The organism is Streptomyces sp. AHU1 (genome assembly GCF_045343905.1).
GTDB lineage: Bacteria > Actinomycetota > Actinomycetes > Streptomycetales > Streptomycetaceae > Streptomyces > Streptomyces triticiradicis.
Genome location: NZ_CP174283.1, coordinates 3,307,524 through 3,329,081 on the forward strand (window position 1 = coordinate 3,307,524; position 21,558 = coordinate 3,329,081).

Annotated in this window: 15 protein-coding genes and 1 pseudogene; 8 read left to right on the top strand and 8 right to left on the bottom strand. The window is 71.3% G+C overall.

The genetic code is table 11. The features are described from left to right. The first annotated feature begins 4 nt into the window (after positions 1–4). The 3 genes from pepN (ACICHK_RS14920) (at position 5) to ACICHK_RS14930 (ending at position 4,739) form a co-directional block, all read left to right on the top strand. The gene (pepN, locus tag ACICHK_RS14920; RefSeq protein ID WP_406837278.1) at positions 5–2,596 is read left to right on the top strand and encodes an aminopeptidase N; all 2,592 of its coding nucleotides are present in this window, start codon (positions 5–7) and stop codon (positions 2,594–2,596) included. 315 nt (positions 2,597–2,911) lie between these two features. Continuing rightward, positions 2,912–3,964 (top strand): hypothetical protein, encoded by a 1,053-nt coding sequence (locus tag ACICHK_RS14925; RefSeq protein WP_406837279.1) that lies wholly within the window; start codon positions 2,912–2,914, stop codon positions 3,962–3,964. A 208-nt stretch (positions 3,965–4,172) separates the two neighbouring features. Continuing rightward, a complete protein-coding gene (locus tag ACICHK_RS14930; RefSeq protein WP_406837280.1) occupies positions 4,173–4,739 on the top strand; it encodes a cysteine hydrolase family protein in 567 nt (188 codons plus the stop codon). On the opposite strand, the gene ACICHK_RS14935 is transcribed toward ACICHK_RS14930, so the two are convergent. After that, entirely contained in the window at positions 4,736–5,941 is a 1,206-nt protein-coding gene (locus tag ACICHK_RS14935) for a serine hydrolase domain-containing protein (RefSeq protein ID WP_406837281.1), read from the bottom strand. The two genes, ACICHK_RS14930 and ACICHK_RS14935, sit on opposite strands and share 4 nt — an antisense overlap. A gap of 233 nt (positions 5,942–6,174) precedes the next feature. Between ACICHK_RS14935 and ACICHK_RS14940 the strand changes: the two are divergent. Next, positions 6,175–7,443: pseudogene (locus ACICHK_RS14940) on the top strand (RNA-guided endonuclease InsQ/TnpB family protein). Here ACICHK_RS14940 and ACICHK_RS14945 read toward each other — a convergent pair. The 3 genes from ACICHK_RS14945 to ACICHK_RS14955 all read right to left on the bottom strand — a co-directional run bounded on the left by ACICHK_RS14945 (position 7,440) and on the right by ACICHK_RS14955 (position 10,883). Continuing rightward, on the bottom strand, positions 7,440–9,239 hold the full coding sequence (locus tag ACICHK_RS14945; RefSeq protein WP_406837282.1) for a TIGR03767 family metallophosphoesterase: 1,800 nt from the start codon (positions 9,237–9,239) through the stop codon (positions 7,440–7,442). The pseudogene ACICHK_RS14940 and the gene ACICHK_RS14945 sit on opposite strands and share 4 nt — an antisense overlap. Positions 9,240–9,498: 259 nt before the next feature. Beyond that, positions 9,499–10,404, bottom strand: coding sequence for a pyridoxamine 5'-phosphate oxidase family protein (locus ACICHK_RS14950; protein ID WP_406837283.1), 906 nt, complete (start codon positions 10,402–10,404; stop codon positions 9,499–9,501). Between the two features lie 14 nt (positions 10,405–10,418). Continuing rightward, positions 10,419–10,883, bottom strand: coding sequence for a VOC family protein (locus ACICHK_RS14955; protein WP_406837284.1), 465 nt, complete (start codon positions 10,881–10,883; stop codon positions 10,419–10,421). A 126-nt stretch (positions 10,884–11,009) separates the two neighbouring features. Here ACICHK_RS14955 and ACICHK_RS14960 point away from each other — a divergent pair, with 126 nt between their 5' ends. Then, positions 11,010–11,579, top strand: a complete 570-nt coding sequence (locus ACICHK_RS14960) for a CGNR zinc finger domain-containing protein (protein WP_406837285.1) — start codon at positions 11,010–11,012, stop codon at positions 11,577–11,579. Positions 11,580–11,823: 244 nt separating this feature from the next. Beyond that, positions 11,824–15,132: a S8 family serine peptidase gene (locus ACICHK_RS14965; RefSeq protein ID WP_406841223.1), complete on the top strand. Its 3,309-nt coding sequence runs from the start codon at positions 11,824–11,826 to the stop codon at positions 15,130–15,132. Positions 15,133–15,304: 172 nt separating this feature from the next. Here ACICHK_RS14965 and ACICHK_RS14970 read toward each other — a convergent pair whose 3' ends face one another. Together ACICHK_RS14970 and ACICHK_RS14975 are read right to left on the bottom strand one after the other, a co-directional pair. Beyond that, entirely contained in the window at positions 15,305–16,078 is a 774-nt protein-coding gene (locus ACICHK_RS14970; RefSeq protein WP_406837286.1) for a hypothetical protein, read from the bottom strand. A 1-nt stretch (position 16,079) separates the two neighbouring features. Then, positions 16,080–16,601: an RNA polymerase sigma factor gene (locus ACICHK_RS14975; RefSeq protein ID WP_406837287.1), complete on the bottom strand. Its 522-nt coding sequence runs from the start codon at positions 16,599–16,601 to the stop codon at positions 16,080–16,082. Positions 16,602–16,911: 310 nt separating this feature from the next. Here ACICHK_RS14975 and ACICHK_RS14980 point away from each other — a divergent pair, with 310 nt between their 5' ends. After that, positions 16,912–17,931 carry an aspartate-semialdehyde dehydrogenase gene (locus tag ACICHK_RS14980; RefSeq protein WP_406837288.1) on the top strand — a complete coding sequence of 340 codons (1,020 nt, stop codon included), beginning with the start codon at positions 16,912–16,914 and terminating at the stop codon, positions 17,929–17,931. Between the two features lie 86 nt (positions 17,932–18,017). Here the strand turns inward: ACICHK_RS14980 and pepN (ACICHK_RS14985) are convergent, their stop codons facing one another. Next, positions 18,018–20,594, bottom strand: coding sequence for an aminopeptidase N (pepN, locus tag ACICHK_RS14985; RefSeq protein ID WP_406837289.1), 2,577 nt, complete (start codon positions 20,592–20,594; stop codon positions 18,018–18,020). A 112-nt stretch (positions 20,595–20,706) separates the two neighbouring features. Here pepN (ACICHK_RS14985) and ACICHK_RS14990 point away from each other — a divergent pair, with 112 nt between their 5' ends. Further along, entirely contained in the window at positions 20,707–21,183 is a 477-nt protein-coding gene (locus ACICHK_RS14990) for a DUF1203 domain-containing protein (RefSeq protein WP_406837290.1), read from the top strand. Positions 21,184–21,272: 89 nt separating this feature from the next. Here ACICHK_RS14990 and ACICHK_RS14995 read toward each other — a convergent pair whose 3' ends face one another. After that, complete coding sequence (locus tag ACICHK_RS14995; RefSeq protein ID WP_406837291.1) at positions 21,273–21,512, bottom strand: hypothetical protein; 240 nt, start codon at positions 21,510–21,512, stop codon at positions 21,273–21,275. Between the last annotated feature and the right edge of the window lie 46 nt (positions 21,513–21,558).

Genomic DNA, 21,558 nt, shown 5'->3' on the forward strand with positions numbered 1-21,558 from the left:
AGCCGTGCCCGGTGAGAACCTGTCCCGCGACGAGGCCCAGGAACGGGCGGCATTGCTGTCCGTGGACAGCTACGACGTCTTCCTCGACCTGCGTTCGGCCGTCGGGGAGACGGAACCCGGCGCGGCGGCCGGGGAGCCCCGCACGTTCCGCTCGGTCACCACGCTCCGCTTCCGCTGCGCCGAGCCGGGCGCGGCGAGCTTCGCGGACCTGGTCGCGCCGAGTGTGACGGCCGTCTCGCTCAACGGCCGGGACCTCGACCCCGGTGAGGTCTTCGACGGCGTCCGGATCCGGCTGGAGGACCTCGCCGCCGAGAACGAGCTGGTCGTGGACGCGCAGTGCGCCTACTCCCGCACCGGCGAGGGCATGCACCGCTTCGTCGACCCCGAGGACGGCGAGGTGTACCTGTACACGCAGTACGAGCCCGCCGACTCGCGCCGCGTCTTCGCGAACTTCGAGCAGCCGGACCTCAAGGCCCCGTTCCGCTTCGAGGCACGGGCCCCCGAGGGCTGGACCGTCTGGAGCAACGGCGTCGGCGAACTCGTGGACGGCGTGTGGAAGTTCGCCGAGACGAAGCCGATCTCGACGTACATCACCGCGGTCGTGGCGGGCCCGTACCACTACGTGACGGACTCCTACTCCCGCACCTTCGACGACGGCACGAAGCTGGAGATCCCGCTCGGCGCGATGTGCCGCAAGGGCCTGGCCTCCCACTTCGACGCCGACGACGTGTTCCTGGTGACCAAGCAGGGCCTGGACTTCTTCCACGACCACTTCGACTACCCGTACCCCTTCGGGAAGTACGACCAGGCGTTCGTGCCCGAGTACAACCTCGGCGCGATGGAGAACCCGGGACTCGTCACCTTCCGCGAGGAGTACATCTTCCGCGGCAAGGTGACGCAGACGTCGTACGAGGCGCGGGCGAACGTCATCCTGCACGAGATGGCGCACATGTGGTTCGGCGACCTCGTCACCATGGTCTGGTGGGACGACCTGTGGCTGAAGGAGTCCTTCGCCGACTTCATGGGCACGTTCGCGAACGTCGGCGCGACCCGCTTCACCGACGCCTGGATCACGTTCGCCAACCGCCGCAAGGCCTGGGCCTACCGCGCCGACCAGCTCCCGTCCACCCACCCGATCACGGCCGACATCCGTGACCTGCAGGACGCCAAGCTGAACTTCGACGGCATCACCTACGCCAAGGGCGCCTCCGTCCTCAAGCAGCTGGTGGCGTACGCCGGACAGGACGCCTTCCTGGAGGGCGCCCGCCGCTACTTCAAGCGGAACGCGTACGGGAACACCCGCCTCGGCGATCTGCTGTCGGCCCTGGAGGAGACGAGCGGACGGGACATGGCCGCCTGGTCCCGGTCCTGGCTCCAGACCGCGGGCGTCAACTCGCTGACCCCGCAGGTGATCCTGGACGCCGAGGGCCGCGTCGGCGAGCTGTCCGTGCTCCAGGAGGCTCCCGAGTCCCACCCCGAACTGCGCCCGCACCGCGTGGCCGTGGGCCTGTACCGGCGCGAGGGTGACGGCCCGCTCGTGCGGTACGCGCGCGCCGAGGTGGACGTCGACGGGCCGCGCACGGTCGTGACCGAGCTGGCCGGCGCCGAGGCCCCCGGGCTCGTCCTCGTCAACGACGACGACCTCACGTACTGCAAGATCCGCTTCGACGAGAACTCGCTGGCCACGCTGCGGGAGGCGCTCGGCGAGATCACCGACCCGCTCGCCCGGGCCCTGTGCTGGTCCGCGCTGTGGAACCTCACGCGCGACGCGATCCTGCCCGCCCGGGACTTCATCGCCCTGGTGCTGCGCTTCGCGGGCCGCGAGTCCGACATCGGCGTCCTCCAGATGCTGCAGGCCTGGGCGGACTCCGCGCTCGTCCACTACGTGGCGCCCGACTGGCGCGAAGAGGGCGGGGCGCTGCTCGCCGAGGGCGCGCTGGAGGAGCTGCGGCTCGCCGAGCCGGGCGGCGAGCACCAGCTCGCCTGGGCCCGCTTCTTCGCCGTCGTCGCCTCCGGCGAGGCCGATCTCCAGCTGCTCCAGGGTCTGCTGGAGGGGACGGCGGAGATCGACGGCCTCGAGGTCGACCAGGAGCTGCGCTGGGCGTTCCTGGAGCCGCTGGCCGCGCGGGGGGCCGCCGACGAGTCCGTCCTCGCCGCCGAACTCGCCCGCGACGACACGGCGTCCGGCAAGCGGCACCAGGTCCGCTGCCTCGCGGCCCGCCCCTCGGCCGAGGTCAAGGCCCAGGCCTGGGCGGCCGTCGTGGAGTCCGACGCGCTGTCCAACGCCCTCGTCGAGGCGACGATCTCCGGCTTCGGCCGGCCGTCCCGGCGGGATCTGCTCGCGCCGTACACCGAGCGGTACTTCGCCGCCATCGACCGCGTCTGGGCGGAGCGCTCCATCCAGATCGGCATGGACGTGGTCAGGGGGCTGTTCCCCTCGCTCCAGGACTCCCCGGAGACCCTGGCGGCCACGGACGCGTGGCTCGCGGCGCACGAGGACGCCCCGCCCGCGCTGCGCCGGCTGGTGCTGGAGTCGCGGGACGACCTGGCGCGGGCACTGCGGGGGCAGGCCCGCGACATCGCCGCCGCGGGCTGATCACCCGTCCCGGACGGACCTGACCGCAGGGGGCACCGGCGCCACGGGCGTCCGGTGCCCCCTGCGGTGTGCCGGTCCGGCGCGCGCCGACGGGCCCGCCGGTGGACCGACCCGGCGCGCGCACCGGTCGGCTGATCCGATGCGCGCATTGGTTACGAAATGCAGGTATTCAGACCCGTAACCCCTATGAACGCCCGCCCGGACCAGCGGCTTTCCGTGGTCGAACATCCGTGCTTTCGGGAGCGTTTGTCGCGATTCTCCGACGGGCGGGTAACAGCGGTTAGAAGGCCGCTGTCCGGCGGGCATCCCCGGTCCATGAACCACAGCACCCCCCTCTCCATCCGCACCCTGCACCACCCGTCCCCCGTGCAGCACCGGGTCCTGACCGCCGCCCAGCTGCGCGACCACGGCGTGACCGCCGCGGACGCCGGCGAGCGGTGCCGGCCCGGCGGCCCCTGGCAGCGGATCCTTCCCGGCGTCTTCCTCCTGCATCCCGGCCCGCCCACCCCCGAGGAGCGGCTGCACGCGGCGCTGCTCTACACCGCCCGTCCCCCTTCCTCCCGCCCGGCGCCCCGCGTCCCCGCCCAGCCGGGCTCCGCGGGACCGTCCGCCCCCCGGCCCTCCGCGGACGCGCTGATCACCGGCCTGGCGGCGCTGGCCCTGCACGGCTTCTCCTGCGCCCCGCCGCTGCCCTCCCTCGACACGATCGACGTACTGGTCCCCCGTATGCGCCGGCTGCGCTCGACCGGCTGCGTCCGCATCGTGCGCACGACCGTGCCGCCGGCCCCCGTGTTCGTGGCCGGACTCCCGGTCGCGGCCGTCCCCCGCGCGCTGGCCGACGCGGTCGCGGAGCTGACCGACGGGGAGACCGTGCGCGGTCTGCTGACGGAGGCGGTGCGCCGCGGCCTGTGCGAGCCGCGCTCGGTCGTGGAGGAGCTGACGGCGGCCCAGCTGCTCGACCGCCCGCACGTGATCGACGCCGTGGACTCGCTGGTGGCGGAGGGCAGGGCGATCGCGGAGAACCGTCTGTACCGGATGGTCTTCGACCACGGGCTGCCCGACCCGGTCTGGAACGTCGGCCTGCGGCTGCCCGGAGGCCCGCACCTCGGCGGTGTGGACGCGTACTGGCCCGAGCAGGCGGTGGCGGTCGAGCTGGACACCCGGCCCCTGCTCCGGGGCGCGGAGGCCGGGCGCTCGGAGCAGGCCCGCAGACGCGAGCGGCTGGAGCGGCTCGGCATCACCGTCGTCCACATCGCCCCGCGCGGGCTCAGGGACGCGATGGAGGAGCAGGCCACGATCGTGCGGACCGCGCTCATGGCCGCGAGCGACCGCGATCCGGCCGCGTACGTCCTGGTGCTGCCCCGGTAGTGACGGACCGGGCCGCGCCGGAGGGGAGGGAGAGGGCCCGCGGACCGTTCGCGCGGGCCCTCTCCTGATTAGCGGGCCCTCTCCCTGATTACGGGGGCGTTGTCGGTGCGCCGAACTACTGTGGAGCGAGCGGGAGTTCCACGGCCGGACCCGCCTGCCACGACGAGCCGGGCGGAAGACGGGCCCGGACAGGAGACAGGAGAACGCGATGACGACCCTGCCCGACCGCCCGAACACGGCGCTGCTGGTGATCGACATGCAGCACGGAGCGGTGGACGGCGCCCACGACCTCGCGGGGGTGATCGCGAACATCGGCACACTGGTCGCCAGAGCTCGCGCCGAGGCCGTGCCGGTCATCTGGGTGCAGCACTCCGACGATCACATGAAGTACGGCAGCGACTCCTGGCAGTACGTGCCGGAGCTGGTCCGCCAGGACGGGGAGCCGGTCGTCCACAAGAACTACGGCGACTCCTTCGAGGCCACCGGGCTGGAGGACCTGCTCGCCGAGCGTGCCGTCGGCCATGTCGTGGTCACCGGCGCCCAGACGGACATGTGCGTCCGCTCCACCCTCCACGGCGCCTTCACCCGCGGGTACGACGTCACGCTGGTCGGCGACGCCCACACCACGGAGGACCTCACCGCGTACGGCGCCCCCGCCCCGGCCGAGGTCGTCGCGCACACCAACCTGTACTGGAAGGAGCAGCGCGCGCCCGGCCGGCGCGGGGACACCGTCGAGACGGCGAAGGTGGACTTCGCCGCCGGGGCCGCCGGCTAGAGCCCCTCGGACAGGCTTCGGGAAAGGCCCGGGGAGAGACCCGGAGAGGGGCTCGCCGCGGGCGGCCGCGTCCCGCAGAACTCCGCCTCGACGACCGCCACGGCGTCACCCGTCCAGTCGCCGTTGAAGTTGAAGGCGAGGGAATGACGGCCGTCCTCGGTGGTGACGGCCACGGAGGTCGAGCCGTGGATGCCGCCGTCATGGCCCCAGATCCGGACGCCGCAGCTCAGCTTCTGCTCCAGGAGGCCGAGGCCGTAGCCCGCGTCCGGGAAGCCGTCGATGCCGACCGTCGACTTCATCTCCTCGAGCTGCTCCCGTGGCAGGAGCCTGCCCCGCAGGAGGGCCGTGTAGAAGCGGTTCAGGTCGGCGCTGTCGGAGATCATCTCCCCCGCGGAGGAGCCCCAGGAGGGGTTCAGGGCGGTGACGTCGTAGGTCGGTCCGGTCGTCGTCTCGGCCAGTTTGGAGTACGCCCTGCTGTGCGGCCCGGGAACCGTGACCCGGGTGCCCGGCAGCGACGTGGCGTGCAGGTTGAGGGGCTTGATGATCCGGTCGCGGATCTGTGAGGCGTAGGAACGGCCGGTGACCTTCTCGATCACCATGCCGGCCAGGACGTAGTTCGTGTTGGAGTAGTTCCAGGACGTGCCCGGCTCGAAGTCCGGCTTGTGGGACAGGGCGACGGCGACGAGTTGTCCGGGTGTCACCGTGTCGTAGCGGTGGCGGAGGAATCCGTCCTTGGCGAGGTACTTGGCGCCGAAGCCCTCGTCGGCGGTGTAGTTGAAGATCCCGCTGGTGTGGTTGAGGAGCTGGCGGACGGTGATCTTCGTGCCGTCGTTGCCGTTGCCGCGCACCACTCCGGGCAGCCAGGTGTCCACGGTGTCGTCCAGTGACAGCCGTTTCTCCGCCTCCAGCTGGAGCAGGACGGTGGAGATGAACGTCTTGGTGATGCTGCCCACGCGGTAGTGGTCCGCCGTGGAGCGCGGTGCGCCGGTCCGCAGGTCTCCCACGCCCGCGGTGGCGGACCACGTGCCGTGCCGGTCCACGGCCGTCGCCGTCACCCCCGGCACACCGTCGCGCACGGCCGCCTCCATGGCCCCCCGCGTCGGTGTGTGGCCGCCCCTCGCGGGCGCCGCCGCCGCGATGCCCGCCTGCGTCACCGCGACTCCCGCCACGATCGCCCCCACCAGTGCCGTACGTACCCTCATGTCTTCCCCGTCTCGCTGTGGGACTCGGTCGGGGGGAGGGACACGAGGGCGCGTCGGCGGGTTGCCCGGTCCCGGCAGGTTGGGCCATTTTCAGCGAGATTCCAAGAGGAACGTCAGGTGGGTGAAGGCCAGATGCGCGTACAGAACGTGGACGATACTGCACTTCCCGCCTATGTCAGGGTTTAGTTTTCATTTTGGTGATACAGGACGATGTTGGACGCTAGCCTGAGCGGGTGAAGTTGGTGATGCAGGTGAAGCTTCTGCCGACGCCCTTGCAAGCGGAGGCGTTTGAAGCAACCCTGCACGCCTGCAACGAGGCCGCGACCTGGGCATCTGAGGTCGCCTTCACCAAAGACGTGAAGCGGAACTTCGCGCTGCGTGAGCACGTGTACGACGAAATCAAGCAACGCTGGGGGCTGGGTGCGCAGGCTGCCCAACACGTCATCAAGAAGACCTGTGACGCGTACGCCACGCTGAACGGGAACCTGAAAGCCGGGAACCTGGGCAAGCCGGGGTCCGGGCGCTATCGGCGGGCCACCGAGAAACCGATCGTCTTTCGCGCACAGAGCGCTCAGCCGTACGACGACCGGATGCTGTCCTGGCAGACCGCCCGGCGCACGGTGTCGATCTGGACGCTGTCGGGGCGGATGAAGAACGTGGCGTTCACCGCCGAACCCGAGCAGTTGGCCCGTCTGGCCCTGTACCGCAAGGGTGAGTCGGATCTGCTGTACCGCGACGGCATGTGGTTCTTGAACGCGACCTGCGAGGTCCCTGAAGCCGAGCCCAACACTGACCTTGTGGACTTTCTCGGCATCGACCTGGGCATCGCCAACATCGCCACCACCTCCGACGGCGAGATCATGGCCGGGCGTGCACTGAACCGGGGACGGCTGCGTGAACGCACGCTGCGCACCAAGCTGCAACGCAAGAACACCCCGTCGTCCAAGCGCCGACTGAAAAAGCGGCGGCACAAGGAATCGCGGCGAGCCAAGGACATCAACCACAAGATCGCGAAACATGTGGTGGCCGAGGCAGAACGCACCGGCCGCGGAATCGCCCTGGAAGACCTGACGGGCATCCGCGAACGGGTACGGCTTCGCAAGCCTGGGGGTACCTCCCACGCCCTTTAGGCAGTGGGGGAGGGCCACCCACTCCAGCTGGGCCTTTCATCAGTTGGGGCAGTTCATCGCGTACAAGGCCCGCAGGGCGGGGGTGCCGGTGGTGTACGTCGATCCGGCGTACACCTCCCGCACCTGCGCCGAGTGCGGCCACATCGACAGGGCGAACCGGGTCTCTCAGGCCTGGTTCGCGTGCCGGTCCTGCGGATTCGTCGATCACGCGGACCGGAACAGCTCCCGCAACATCCGCGCTCGCGCGGAAAAGTTGTGGCGCTGCGGGGCGCAGTCAATCGCCCCAGACCCACCGCCGAAACCGGACGTGGGACAGGACGCAAGCGCAGCACCACACCCAGTGGCGCCCGCTGTGCAAGCCCGGAGCTCTAGCGACGGGTAGTTGACCCCTTCTTGAGGATCAGCTCGGTGTTGCGGTCGCGCGAGGTGCCCGCCAGGGTGGTGCGGGCGCCGGGCGTGTTGAAGGAGATCTCGCGGTAGAGCGCCGCGAGCCCGGTCTGGGTGAGGTCGGAGAAGTCCGTCGTGTGCGGGGCCGAGGACTCGACGAGGGTGGTGAACAGGGAGAGCGTGCCGTCCTTGTTGTCCACCAGCTCGATGATCCGCGCGAGCTGGGGGAAGTCGATGTGGGAGGCGGTGCTGATCTCCCAGAAGGAGCGGTTGCCGGAGGCCGCGTGCGGGACGATCTCGTTCCTGTGGGTGTGGCCGTTCACCCAGGCGAGGACGTTGCTGTAGCCGGCGAGGAGGGCGACGAGCTCGTCCCCGCCGTGCCGCCTCTCGGCCGGGTGCGCGGGGTCGGCGTGGGTGTTGTGCATCGACTTGCTGGTGTGGTGGCTGAAGACGACGGCGTACGAGTCACTGTTCTCGCGCAGTGTCTTCTCCAGCCAGCGCATCTGCGCCGTGCCGATGGAGCCCTCGTAGTGACCGCCGGGGTCGGTGGTGTCGAGGCTGATGCCGATGACGTCCTCGGAGATGCGGAACGTGTAGTACTGCGTGCCCGCGGCGAGGTTCGCGCTGGAGTAGCCGTGGCCGATCGGGCCCGGTCCGGTGTGGGCCGGGTCGAGGTGCGCCTTGACGTACTCGGCGGGGGTGAACGGGGCGCGCTTCTCGTCGGGTGTGACCGAGCGCATCTGCCGGGTGTGCACCCTGAGGAGGTCGCGCATGTCGGCGCCCTTCGGGCTGGTGCCCGTCTTGAGGCTCTTGGCGATCGCGACGCACTCCGCCGCGCTCAGCGACATCAGCTTCTTGCCGCCGACGGCGAAGTCGGTGAGGTACGAGTCGCCGTGCGAGCCGTAGCAGCCGAGCGGGAGCGCGTCGTGGTTGCCGACGGTGGAGTACCAGGGCAGGTTCAGTCCGGGGCTGCGCAGCTCGCGGATCGCCGCGTCCAGGAAGCCCTGGATGCGCGGGAAACCGATCTGCTTGTCGATGTCGCGCAGGGCCGCGTCGGGCTGCCAGTAGGTCTTCAGACCGCTGGCCTGGACGCCCTCGTAGTGCCGCGGGTCACCGCTGTTCGGGGTGACGCGGCCACCGCTCATGACCTTCAGGAACCACTCCAGCTCCGTCTTGGAGTTGTTGTCCGTGTTGTCCCCGGTGGTCATGACGAAGTGCAGCGGGGAGCCGGTGACGGGAGCTCCCCGCAGCGAGTTGATGCGCTCGACCAGCGAGACGGCGCCCGCGACGGTCAGCGTCTCCTGGGGACGCCAGGCGCTCGTGTTCTGGGAGCGCAGGAACTCGACGCGCAGCGGGTGCTGGGTGTCGGTCAGATGCATGTCGGTGAGCTGGACGAACGCGGCGAGCGTGGTGCGCCGGTCGGCGCGGCCCGTCTTGGCCGCGGCCAGTTCGTCGCGCAGGACCCGCTTCCAGCCGGGGCCGGTACCGAGCCGGCGGTACCCGGAGGACCCGGAGCGCGGCGTGGCGACGCTGGTCAGTGTGGTGCCACGGGTGTACGGGACGAGGGCGGCCGGTGCCGTCCGAACGGTCGCGGCGGCTTCTCCCCCGGCGTGGGCGACGGAGTCGGCGACCGGAGCCTGCGCGGCCGGCGCCCCGTGCGCCGGGGACTGCGGGCGCAGGGCGAGGCCGATCCCGGCGGAGATGGACACCGCTCCGCCTGCAGCCAGCAGGGTGCGGCGATCGAGGGCGGGTACGGTGGCGACAGAGCGTATGCGCGGCATGGCGCGGTCTCCCCGAGTGCGAACGCATCGACAGTGGCCGCGGGGTGCTCGACCGGCGAACTCCCCGCTCGTACTGGATGGTTGGCACTCGGGATGACCTGCGCGTTAACTGGGCGGCAACGGGCGGCGCCGATCACCGTACGTCGATCTCGGCGCGCCCTGGGCGTCCATGGAGTCCTGTCCGAACGGCCGGTGGACGGTCACTCCGTGTTCATCTCGCTGGGTAGGGGGGGTGAATTCGGGTGTGGCGCCCGCCCGTTCACGGGTTCGCCGGCGAGTACGCGGGCGCGGACCAGCGCAGGGGACTGGCGGCGGGCGTCTCGACGGCCTCGGCGAGGGTGAAGCGGACGGTGCGTTCGCCGTCGGGGGCGAACTCCGCGCGGGCCGTGCCGGTCAGCTGGAGCACCGATCCCGATGTCCAGTCCAGGAAGAGCAGACCGGCCCGCGGGTCGGCCGCGAGGTTGCCGAGGGTCAGGAACATGGAGTTCCCGGGGTAGTCGCGCCAGCTCAGCTCGCCGGGCGCGTCGACGCGTACGAAGCCGGGGTTGCCGCCGCGATGGCTCGCGTCGGCGCCGTGCGCGTGGACCGTGGCGAGGAAGAAGGTGTCGGCTTCCTCGACGAACTCCCGTTGCGAGGGGGTGAGTTCCCTGCCGCGCCGGGGTGGGCCCGCCGTGCGGCCGGTGACCGTCCCGTACGTCTGCCTCTTCTGGATGTACTTGGGGCAGTTGGAGAAGACCTGGTCGGCCTCGACCGCGAAGCCGCGCGGGGTCGGCCGGGCCCGGCCGTTGAGGCGCATGCGGCGACGGGTGCGCGGGTCGAGGGCGATGGTGCCGACGGCCGTGCCCGGGGTGGCGAGAGCGTCGGCGAGCGGGTCACCGGCCGGGAGGCCGCCCACGACCGAGATCTGCCGGACGCCGGTGGCCCGTACGAATCCCGGCGCCCCGGTGAGCAGCGAGGCCCACACGCCGCTGTTCCCCGCCGCGGCGGCCCCGTACCGCGTGCCGCTCCCCGGGGCCGCCGCGCCGACGACCAGCATGGGCTGGAGTTCGAGGAAGGCGGCGGCCACCGGGCGGATGCCCTGTCCCACGGACCGGCCCACGTGATCGGCGAGGTCCCGGACGCCGACACGGTCCTGGATCGCCCGCGAGCCCGAGTGATACGTCATGACCTCTCCCCGGGCTAGAAGAAACCGCAGGTCGGCGCGGACGCGTTCGGTGCCGGTGCCTCTTCGGCGCCGCTCGCCGCGAAGATCTCCAGGCGGGTGCCGTCCGGGTCGTGGAAGAAGATGCCGCCCGAGGCCGCGCCCTCACGGTGAGCTACCACTCCGTCGTGGGCGAACGTCGCGCCGGCCTCGCGCAGGGCCGTCTCGTACTCCCTGACCCGCTCGACGGTGTCGACCTCGAACGCGAGGTGGTGCAGGCCCGCCAGGCCCGTGTCGAACCCGCCGCGCGCCTGCTGCCAGAGCGTGAGCACGGGGCGGCCGTCCCCGGACAGGGACCCGAGGAACGCGTACCGCCGCTCTCCGCCGTCGCCCTCCTCCTTGCCCTCGCCGAGCACCCCGAATCCGAGGACGTCGCGGTAGAAGGCGAGCGAGCGGTCGAGGTCGGTGACGTTCAGGCCGACGTGGCCGGTGCGCAGCGTCATGACAGTCCCTTTCTGCCGTTGGCCGCCCCATCGAGAGGCTAACCCTTGTCATTGACATTAAAGGTTAGAAGCGGGAGCGTCAACCAGTGACCTAACCTTGAAGGGTTAGCAGCGAAGGGAGACCCCATGTCCACCAGCCCCGACCCCCGGCCCCTCACCGGCGAGCCGGTCTCGCTCGACCTGCTCAACACCCGCTGGGTGCACGAGGGCGAGGTGCGGGACCTGCTGACCGACACCGGGGGCCTCGCGGTGTGGCTGGCGGGCAACGGCCTCGACTTCCCGGCCGACGACACCGTCCTGCGGCACACGCTCGAGGCCCGCGACGCCCTGCGCGCCGCGGTCGACACCCCCCGCGGAGGGGCCGGCGGACAGGACTCCCGGTTCCCGGCCGAGGCCGCCGCCCGCGTCGACGCCGTCCTCGCGCACGGGCGGATCCGGCTGAAGCTGACCGACCGGGGGCCGGGCGGGACGCCGGAGTTCGACGACCCCTCCTGGGGCCCGGCCTGGCTCGCCGCGCGCGACTACCTGGAACTGCTCCGGGCCGCCCCGGACCGCATCCGCCGCTGCGCGCACGAGGCGTGCGTCCTGCACTTCTTCGACACCTCGCGGAACGGCACCCGCCGCTGGTGCTCGATGGCGGCCTGCGGTAACCGCGCGAAGGCGTCCCGCCACTACGCGCGCACAAAAGAGAGCTGAATCGACAAAGAGAGACGTCCAGGTCGTCGGAGATATCCCCTCATAGCCCGTCATCGACGGCATGGCGCATGGCGGAAGTACGCCATGCGCCTTTCCTTGCTTGGTCAACTCTCCCCAAACAACTGCCCCTTGGGTAAAGCTGAGCGGTCATCCGGGTTCACATTCCGGACTGATGCGACCGGTGCCACAAGAACCACCGGAACCGGCCGTTCCACGCTCGTTCCTTTACCTACAAGGGATGCAGATGACCTCCGACCCTCAGCGCGCACCTATATCGGGCGCGAGACGCGTGGCCCGCCTGGCCATGGCAGCGGGCCTGGTGGCCGCGCTCTCCGCGGCCGGGCCGATACCCATGGCCTTCTCCGCGGACGCGAGCGCGCCCACGGCCGACCCCGGCACCAAGTCCGCCACCGCCAAACTCGGTTCGAGCGACGCCGACCTCCTCGCCGAGGCCAAGGCCAACGGCGACAAGAACGTCACGATGATGATCGCGACGGCTCCCGGTCAGACCGAGCAGGTCGCGAAGGAGCTGGACGCCGTCAAGGGCGGCTCGGTGGGCCGCAGTTACGACAAGCTCGGTTACGTCCGCGCCACCGTCCCCACGGGCAGGGCGGACGCGGCCATCGCCGCCGCCGCGAAGCTCTCCTCTGTGCACGGGATCGACCTGCGCCAGGAGATCGCGCTGGACGACCCCACGCCGAGCGCCGACACGGCCCGGCACGGCAGCAACACCTCCACGGCCGCCACGTACCCCGGCCCCGGCAAGAAGACCCCCGCCACGAACCCGTACAACCCCTCCTTCGAGACGGGCGCGGTCGACTTCGTCGAGGACCACCCGAAGGCGGACGGCCGGGGCGTCACCATCGGCATCCTGGACTCCGGCGTCGACCTGGGCCACCCCGCCCTGCAGAAGACCACCACCGGCGAGCGCAAGATCGTCGACTGGGTCACCTCGACCGACCCGATCCTCGACAGCGACGCGACCTGGCGCCCGATGGTCACCCCGGTGGCCGGGCCCGCCTTCACCTACGGCGGCAAGTCGTGGACGGCGCCCGCGGGTTCGTACGAGATCAGCACGTTCCGGGAGTCGGCGACGGCGGGCGGCGACGCCGCGGGCGACGCGAACCGCGACGGTGACACCACCGACGTGTGGGGCGTGCTCTACGACCCGGCGGCGGGCACGGTCACCGTCGACCTGAACAACAACAACGACTTCACCGACGACACGCCGATGAAGCCGTACAAGGACGGCTTCCAGATCGGCTACTTCGGGACCGACAACCCGGCGACGGACGTCGTCGAGCGGCAGCCGTTCGTCGTGGAGATCCGCAAGGACGTCCCCATGGACCCGTACGGCGGGACCTGGGTCGGCAAGAAGGCCGACTTCGTCAACATCGGCGTCATCGAGTCCGAGCACGGCACCCACGTCGCGGGCATCACCTCCGCCAACGGCCTGTTCGGCGGGAAGATGAACGGCGCCGCGCCCGGCGCGAAGATCGTCTCCTCCCGTGCCTGCACCTGGACCGGCGGCTGCACCAACGTGGCGCTCACCGAGGGCATGATCGACCTCGTCGCCAACCGTGGCGTGGACATCGTCAACATGTCCATCGGCGGTCTGCCCGCGCTCAACGACGGCAACAACGCGCGCGCCGAGCTCTACACGCGTCTCATCGACACCTACGGCGTCCAGCTGGTGATCTCCGCCGGCAACTCCGGCCCCGGCGCGAACACCATCGGCGACCCGGGCCTGGCCGACAAGGTCATCTCGGTCGGCGCGACCATCTCCAAGGAGACCTGGGCCGCCAACTACGGCTCGCAGGTGGAGAAGAAGTACGCCATGCTGCCCTTCTCCTCGCGCGGCCCGCGTGAGGACGGCGGCTTCACGCCGACGCTGAGCGCGCCCGGCGCCTCCATCAACTCCACCCAGACCTGGCTGCCGGGCTCCCCGGTCGCCGAGGCGGGCTACACCCTTCCGGCCGGCTACTCGATGCTCCAGGGCACCTCGATGGCCTCCCCGCAGGCCGCGGGCGCCTCCGCGCTGCTGCTGAGCGCCGCGAAGCAGAAGGGCATCAGCCTCACCCCCGCCGCCCTGCGCACCGCGCTGACCTCGACCGCCCACCACATCAAGGGCGTCCAGGCGTACGCGGAGGGCGCGGGCCTCATCGACGTCGAGGACGCCTGGGACTCCATCCGGGACGGCGCCACCGCCCACGACTACACGGTGAAGGCGCCGGTCGACACCGCGATCGACTACGCGCTGAAGACCCCGGGCTTCGGCACCGGCCTGTACGACCGCGAGGGCGGCCTCAAGGCCGGGCAGCGCAAGACGTACGACGTCACCGTCACCCGTACCTCGGGCCCGGACCGCAACCTGTGGCACGAGCTGTCCTTCGCGAACAACGCCGGGGACACCTTCCGGATCCTCGGCAAGGACGAGGTGAACCTCCCGCTGAACCGGCCGGTCACCGTCAAGGTCCAGGCCGCTCCGGAGTCCGCCGGGCTCAAGAGCGCGATCCTGGAGGTCGACGACCCGCGCACCGAGGGCGTGGACAAGCAGATCCTGACGACCGTCGTGGTCTCGTCGCCGCTGAAGTACACCTACGCCGCGTCGGGTTCGGTGCAGCGCAACAGCACCACCTCGTACTTCGTCACGGTCCCCGAGGGCGCCACGTCCCTGGAGGTCGCGATCGGCGGGCTCAAGGACAAGAGCCAGACCCGCTTCATCGCGATCCACCCGTACGGCGTCCCGGTGGACAACACCAGCACTCCGTACTGCTACAACAACTACCTCGACGGCAACGGCTGCAAGCCCGACGTGCGCGCGTACGCGGACCCGCAGCCCGGCGTGTGGGAGATCGAGGTCGAGGCGCGCCGCACCTCGCCGCTGCTCGACAACCCCTACAAGCTGGACGTCGCCGTGCTCGGCGCGGCCTTCGACCCGGCCGTCGTGACCGTCCCCGAGGCCAAGGTCGGCACCCCGGCCACCGCCTCCTGGAAGGTGACGAACAAGTTCGCCGCGCTCGACGGCAAGCTGAAGGGCGGTCCGCTCGGTTCCTCCAAGAACGCGCGGCCGACCATCACCGAGGGCGCGACGCAGACCACCACGGTCGAGGTGCCCGCGGGCGCGGCCTCGCTCGACGTGGTCATCGGCAACGTCTCGGACAACGCCGCCGACCTCGACCTGACGGTGAAGAACGCCGCCGGGACCGTCGTCGGGCAGTCCGCGGACGGCGACTCGGAGGAGGCCGTCTCCATCGCCAACCCCGCCGCCGGGACGTACACCATCGAGGTCGCGGGCTACGCGGTCCCGTCGGGCTCGACCGCCTACGACTACCGGGACGTCTTCTTCTCCAGCGCGCTCGGCACGGTCTCGGTGGACGGCTCCACCCCGGTGAAGCTCGCCACCGGTGCCTCGGCCACGGTGTCCGGCTCGGTCACCGCCGCCGCGGCGGCGCCCGAGGGACGCGAGTTCTTCGGCCAGGTCCAGCTGGTGAACGCGCGCGGCACGGTCGCGGGCATCGGCAGCGTGAAGATCGAGAAGGTCACTCCGTAGCGGGGTGACCCCCGGCCGCGCGAGCGGCCCGGGCACGGGGCGGGCGTCCGGGAACGGGCGCCCGCCCTTTCGCGTCACGCCCTCCTGGACACCGCCTTCCCGGACACCGGCCTCCCGGGCACCGGCCTTCCGGGAGCCGCCCTCCCGCGGGCGGCCCGGCCCGTGCCGGGCGTCACTGCGCGCACCTCATGCTCCGGGACTCGGGCAGCGCCTTGACGATCCAGGACCGGTCGCGGGCGATCTGCTCCTCCCCGGTGCTCCAGAGGTCGGGCGTCGAGTCGTGCTGCTGGATGCCGATCAGGACCTCGTCGCCCCGGTGCAGCCGCGGGTCGACGGCCTGGTCCATCAGGAAGGTGACCGTCTTCTCGCCCTCGGCCGGCTTGTAGTAGTGGTAGACGTCGAGGGTGATCCGGTCCCGCGTGGTGCCGGGGACCGCGGCCACCTTCGTGACCGTGCCCTCCACGAGGAGCCGCGAGCAGGCGATGTAGCCGGGCGCGGTGAGCTTGCCCTCGCTGCCGCTGTCCGCCTTGGCGTCCGAGGCTCCCTGGGCCTTCGCCGTGTCCGCCCCCCCGCCCTGCGCCGCCAGCCAGCCGATCCCCAGCACCAGGGAGGCCATGGCGGCCGCCACCAGCGTGCCGACGACGAGGGCGCCCGGATGCCGGGAGCGCTTCTTCGGAGCACCCCCGGGCCGCCCGCCGCCGGACGGCCTCGGCTCCCGGGCCCGCCGGTACCTCCCGGGCCTCCGGTCCCCCCGGGCCGTCCCGTCCGGCCGGCCGGAGTCCGCCAGCGCGTCCCCGATGATCACCAGCTGCTCCCGGAGCACGTCCACGTCCGCGACGGCCGACCGGTGCTCCGCCATGAACACGATGTCGTCGCGAGCGCCCTCGGGCAGTTCGGTGTCCGTGAGCGCGGCCAGCAGCGGGTCCAGACCTTCGTACTCGGCCACGTCACACCACCTCGTTCTCGTGCAGGCGGGCGCGCAGCGCGCGGACCGCCGTGTGCAGCCTGCTCTTGACCGTGCCCTCGGGGACGCCGAGCTCGTCGGCGATGTCCCGCACCGGCAGGTCGGCGTAGAACCGCAGGACGAGGACCTGGCGCTGGGCGTCGGGCAGTTCGTCCAGGCCCTGGGCGACGGCCAGCGAGAGCACGCTGGACTCCTCGTCGGAGGGCTGCTCCAACGGGCGCAGCGAGGCGAGCCGCTCGCCGAGGCGCTCCTGCCGGCGCTTGGCCCGGTGCCAGTCCATCGCCAGGTTCGAGGCGACGACCGCCGCCCAGGCGGACACGTCGCGCGGCGCCTCGTCCCCCTTGGCGGCCCGCTCCAGCAACCGCAGCCGGACCTGCTGTACCCCGTCCGGCAGGTCCGCCTGCGGTACTCCTCCGAGCGCGAGCACCGCCCGCACCCGGCGTTCCTGTGTCGCGTCCAGGGGGTCGTCCGCCCCCGGTGTCCGACGTGGTCTTCTGCGCAGCACGCCGCCCCTCCCCTCCCCGCGTCCCCTCTACGACGCCGGTGCGGGTGAAAACGTTCGGCCTCGTTCGAGGCGTGCGTCACACCGGGACCGGATCCAGGACCGGGACGCACCGTACGGCTTGCGGTTCCCCCGTGTCGCCGGGCGATTTCTTCGTACCCGGGCGCCCGGCCGCCGCAGGATCGGGCCCGTCGGCGCGTGGGTGCGCGTCCCACGCTGTGAGCCGCGCGACGAAAGGATTGGACACGTGGGCCCGGGTGAGACGCATGATGGAAGCGCTGGACCACGTAGAACGCACGTCAAGGGAGTCGCCGTGAGGGTCGGAATCGTCGGAGCCACCGGTATGGTCGGCACAGCCATGCGCAAGATCCTCGTCGAGCGGGAGTTCCCGGTCGAGGAGCTGCGTCTGTTCGCCTCGGCCCGCTCGGCCGGGACGGTCGTCGACGGGGTCACGGTGGAGGACGCTTCCACGGCGGACTACTCGGGCCTGGACATCGTGCTGTTCTCGGCGGGCGGGGCCACCTCCAAGGCGCTGGCCGAGAAGGTCGCCTCCCAGGGCGCCGTCGTGATCGACAACTCCTCCGCCTGGCGCAAGGACCCCGAGGTGCCCCTCGTGGTCTCCGAGGTGAACCCGCACGCGATCGCCGACCGCCCCAAGGGCATCATCGCCAACCCGAACTGCACGACGATGGCCGCGATGCCGGTCCTGAAGCCGCTGCACGAGGAGGCGGGTCTCGAGGCCCTGGTCGCCACCACCTACCAGGCGGTGTCCGGCTCCGGCGTCGCCGGTGTGGCGGAGCTGCACGGCCAGGCACTGAAGGTCGTCGGCGAGGCCGACCGGCTGACCCACGACGGCGAGGCGGTCGACTTCCCCGAGCCGCAGGTCTACAAGCGCCCCATCGCCTTCAACGTGCTCCCCCTCGCGGGTTCGATCGTCGACGACGGTCTGAACGAGACCGACGAGGAGCAGAAGCTGCGCAACGAGTCCCGCAAGATCCTGGAGATCCCCGCCCTCAAGGTCTCCGGCACCTGCGTCCGCGTCCCGGTGTTCTCCGGCCACTCCCTCCAGGTGAACGCCCGCTTCGCCCGCCCGGTCTCCGTCGAGCGCGCCACCGAGCTCCTCGCGGGCGCCCCGGGTGTCGTCCTCTCCGACATCCCGACGCCGCTGCAGGCCGCCGGCAAGGACGCCTCGTACGTCGGGCGCATCCGGCAGGACGAGACCGTCGAGCACGGTCTCGCGCTGTTCATCTCCAACGACAACCTCCGCAAGGGTGCCGCGCTGAACGCGGTCCAGATCGCGGAGCTGGTGGCGGCCGAACTCAACGAGGGCTGACACCCGGCTCCACCACACGCCCGAGGGGGCGGGCACCGGCCGGTGCCCGCCCCCTCGGGGTCGTTCCGCGTGCCTGGGCCGCGTGCCTAGGCGGTCGCCGCCGCGTCGGCCGCCTGCGCCTTCAGGGCGCGCTCGACACCGGAGCGGGACTCCGAGACCAGACGCCTGAGGGCCGCGTTGGGCTCGGCCGAGGCCAGCCACGCGTCCGTCCTGTCGAGGGTCTCCTCGGCGATGTGGATCCCCGGGTAGAGACCGGTCGCGATCTGCTGCGCGATCTCGTGCGAGCGGGTGTCCCAGATCTCCTTGACCACGGAGAAGTACTTGTCCGTGTACGGGGCGAGCAGCTCACGCTGGTCGGCCTGCACGAACCCGCCGATGACCGCTTCCTGCACGGCGTTCGGGAGCTTGTCGGACTCGACGACCGAGGCCCACGCCTCCGCCTTCGCCTCCTCGGTGGGACGGGAGGCGCGGGCGGTGGCCGCGTGCCGCTCACCGGCGGCGGTCTTGTCCCGCTCGTACTCGGCGGCGATCTCCGCCTCGTCGAAGCGTCCGACGGCCGCGAGCCGCTGCACGAACGCCCAGCGCAGCTCGGTGTCGACGGCGAGGCCCTCGATGCTCTCGCGGCCCTCCAGCAGCGCCTCCAGGAGGTCGAGCTGCTCCGGCGTGCGCGCGGTCGCCGCGAAGGCGCGCGCCCAGGCGAGCTGGTGGTCGCCGCCGGCCTCGGCCGTGCGCAGGTGGGCGAGCGTGGCGTCCGTCCAGCGGGTCAGCAGCGCCTCGCGGGCGGCCGGGTCGGCATACAGCTCGATCGCGAGCTTCACCTGCCGGTGCAGCGACTGCACGACACCGATGTCGGACTCCTTGCCGATGCCGGACAGCACCAGCGCCAGGTAGTCGCGGGTGGCGAGTTCGGCGTCGCGGGTCATGTCCCAGGCCGAGGCCCAGCACAGGGCGCGCGGCAGGGAGGACTCGAAGTCGCCGAGGTGCTCGGTGACGAACGCCAGGGAGTCCTCGTCGAGACGGACCTTGGCGTACGACAGGTCGTCGTCGTTGAGCAGGATCACGGCGGGGCGGCGCTTGCCGGCGAGCTGCGGTACGGCGGTCAGCTCGCCGTCCACGTCCAGCTCGATCCTCTCGACCCGCACGAGCTTGCCGCTGTCGGCGTCGAGGTCGTAGAGGCCGACCGCGATGCGGTGCGGGCGCAGCGTCGGCTCGCCCTGGGCGCCGGCGGGCAGGGCCGGGGCCTCCTGGCGGATCGCGAAGGAGGTGATCACGCCGTCGGCGCCGGTCTCGATCTCCGGGCGCAGGATGTTGATGCCCGCGGTCTGGAGCCACTTCTGCGACCAGGTGCCGAGGTCGCGTCCGGAGGTCTCCTCCAGGGCGCCGAGCAGGTCGGACAGGCGCGTGTTCCCGAAGGCGTGGGCCTTGAAGTAGGCCTGGACGCCGCGGAAGAACTCGTCCATGCCGACGTAGGCGACGAGCTGCTTGAGGACGGAGGCGCCCTTGGCGTACGTGATGCCGTCGAAGTTGACGAGCACGTCGTCGAGGTCGCGGATCTCGGCCATGATCGGGTGGGTGGAGGGCAGCTGGTCCTGCCGGTACGCCCACGTCTTCATGGAGTTGGCGAAGGTGGTCCAGGAGTGCGGCCAGCGGCTGTCGGGGTGGTAGGCCTGGCAGGCGATGGAGGTGTAGGTGGCGAACGACTCGTTCAGCCAGAGGTCGTTCCACCACTCCATGGTCACGAGGTCGCCGAACCACATGTGGGCCAGCTCGTGCAGGATCGTCTCGGCGCGCAGCTCGTAGGCGGCGTCGGTGACCTTCGAGCGGAAGACGTACTGGTCGCGGATGGTGACGGCGCCCGCGTTCTCCATCGCGCCCGCGTTGAACTCGGGCACGAAGAGCTGGTCGTACTTCTCGAACGGGTACGCGTAGTCGAACTTCTCCTGGAACCACTCGAAGCCCTGCCGGGTGACCTCGAAGATCGCGTCCGAGTCGAGGAACTCGGCGAGCGAGGGGCGGCAGTAGATGCCGAGCGGCACGGACTGCCCGTCCTTCTCGTACACGCTGTGCACGGAGTGGTACGGGCCGACGATCAGCGCGGTGATGTACGTGGAGATCCGCGGCGTGGGCTCGAAGACCCAGACGTCGTCCTTGGGCTCCGGGGTCGGCGAGTTGGAGATGACCGTCCAGCCGGCCGGCGCCTTCACGGTGAACTGGAAGGTGGCCTTGAGGTCGGGCTGCTCGAAGGACGCGAAGACGCGGCGCGCGTCCGGCACCTCGAACTGGGTGTAGAGGTAGGCCTGCTGGTCGACGGGGTCGACGAACCGGTGGAGGCCCTCACCGGTGTTGGTGTAGGCGCAGTCGGCCACGACGCGCAGGACGTTGCGGCCCTGAAGGAGGCCGGGCAGCGCGATCCGCGAGTCCTCGAAGAGCTCTGCCGGGTCGAGCGCGTCGCCGTTGAGGGTGACCTCGTGGACGGCCGGGGCGACCAGGTCGATGAAGGACTCCGCGCCGTTCTCGGCGGAGTCGAAGCGCACCGTGGTCACGGACCGGTAGGTGCCGCCCTCCTGCGCGCCGGAGAGGTCGAGTTCGACCTCGTACGAGTCAACGGTGAGCAGCTTCGCCCGCTGCTGCGCCTCTTCGCGGGTCAGGTTTGTGCCAGGCACGCGGTCATCTCCTCGTTATGTGTGGGTTGCGCCATCCTTCCACGGGACCCGCGCGGAACGCGATGTCCGTTTACCGCCGGTGCCGGGGCGTCACGGGCGTGATCCTCGGTGCATGACGACGTACACCGCACGGCCCATCGGCCCGGCCGCCCTGAAGGAGCTCCGCGACACCGACGACGCCGGGCACCGGCCCGTCCCGGGGACCGACGAGGAGGGCGGGTCCCCGCTGCGCTGCTGTCTGCGCCGCGGCGAGCCGGGCGAGCGCCTCCTCCTGGTCTCCTACGCCCCGTTGCGCCGCTGGGCCCTGGAGACGGGCGCCGAGCCGGGCCCGTACGCCGAGACCGGTCCGGTCTTCATCCACGCGGAGGAGTGCGCGGGCCCGGCCACCGACGCCCTCCCGTTCACCGACGCCCACCGTGTGGTCCGCCGCTACTCGGCCCGGGGGCACATCCTGGGCGGACGGCTGGTCGAGACGCCGGACGCGTTCGGCGAGGCCTTCGCGGAGGCGTTCAGGGACCCGGAGGTGGCGCTGGTCCACGTACGGGCGGTGGAGTACGGCTGCTTCCTGTACGAGGTGCGGCGGGGCTGACGGCGGTCCCGGGAACGCTCCGAGGGAGTCCCCGCGCCGGCCGGCGCGGGGACTCCCTCGGCGGAGAGTCGGGGTGAAGCGGGCGGGGTTCAGCCCTGCTTCGGCTGCTTGTGGGACTTGTCCAGGACCATCACGAGAGCGGTGATGCCCGCGAACAGCACGATCGGCAGCGCGACGTAGAGGCCGAGCGTCTGGGCCACGCTCAGGCCGGAGCCGGGGTCGTCGCCGTCGTCGCGGGTCACCGCGAGCGCGGGGGACGACATGAGCAGCATCATCAGCGTCGTACCGGCCGCCAGGGCACCGGCGCGCAGGGCGTTCTTCTTGTCCACGGTGCAAACGTAGCGAACACCCGACGGGGCCGCGCGCCCGGGGGTG

Coding starts and splice junctions, on each gene's coding strand:
- ACICHK_RS14935 (WP_406837281.1), bottom strand. CDS start 5,941: ATGAGGGTACGTACGGCACTGGTGGGGGCGATCGTGGCGGGAGTCGCG.
- ACICHK_RS14960 (WP_406837285.1), top strand. CDS start 11,010: ATGTCCACCAGCCCCGACCCCCGGCCCCTCACCGGCGAGCCGGTCTCG.
- ACICHK_RS14955 (WP_406837284.1), bottom strand. CDS start 10,883: ATGACGCTGCGCACCGGCCACGTCGGCCTGAACGTCACCGACCTCGAC.
- ACICHK_RS14945 (WP_406837282.1), bottom strand. CDS start 9,239: ATGCCGCGCATACGCTCTGTCGCCACCGTACCCGCCCTCGATCGCCGC.
- ACICHK_RS14990 (WP_406837290.1), top strand. CDS start 20,707: ATGACGACGTACACCGCACGGCCCATCGGCCCGGCCGCCCTGAAGGAG.
- ACICHK_RS14925 (WP_406837279.1), top strand. CDS start 2,912: ATGAACCACAGCACCCCCCTCTCCATCCGCACCCTGCACCACCCGTCC.
- ACICHK_RS14950 (WP_406837283.1), bottom strand. CDS start 10,404: ATGACGTATCACTCGGGCTCGCGGGCGATCCAGGACCGTGTCGGCGTC.
- ACICHK_RS14930 (WP_406837280.1), top strand. CDS start 4,173: ATGACGACCCTGCCCGACCGCCCGAACACGGCGCTGCTGGTGATCGAC.
- ACICHK_RS14965 (WP_406841223.1), top strand. CDS start 11,824: ATGACCTCCGACCCTCAGCGCGCACCTATATCGGGCGCGAGACGCGTG.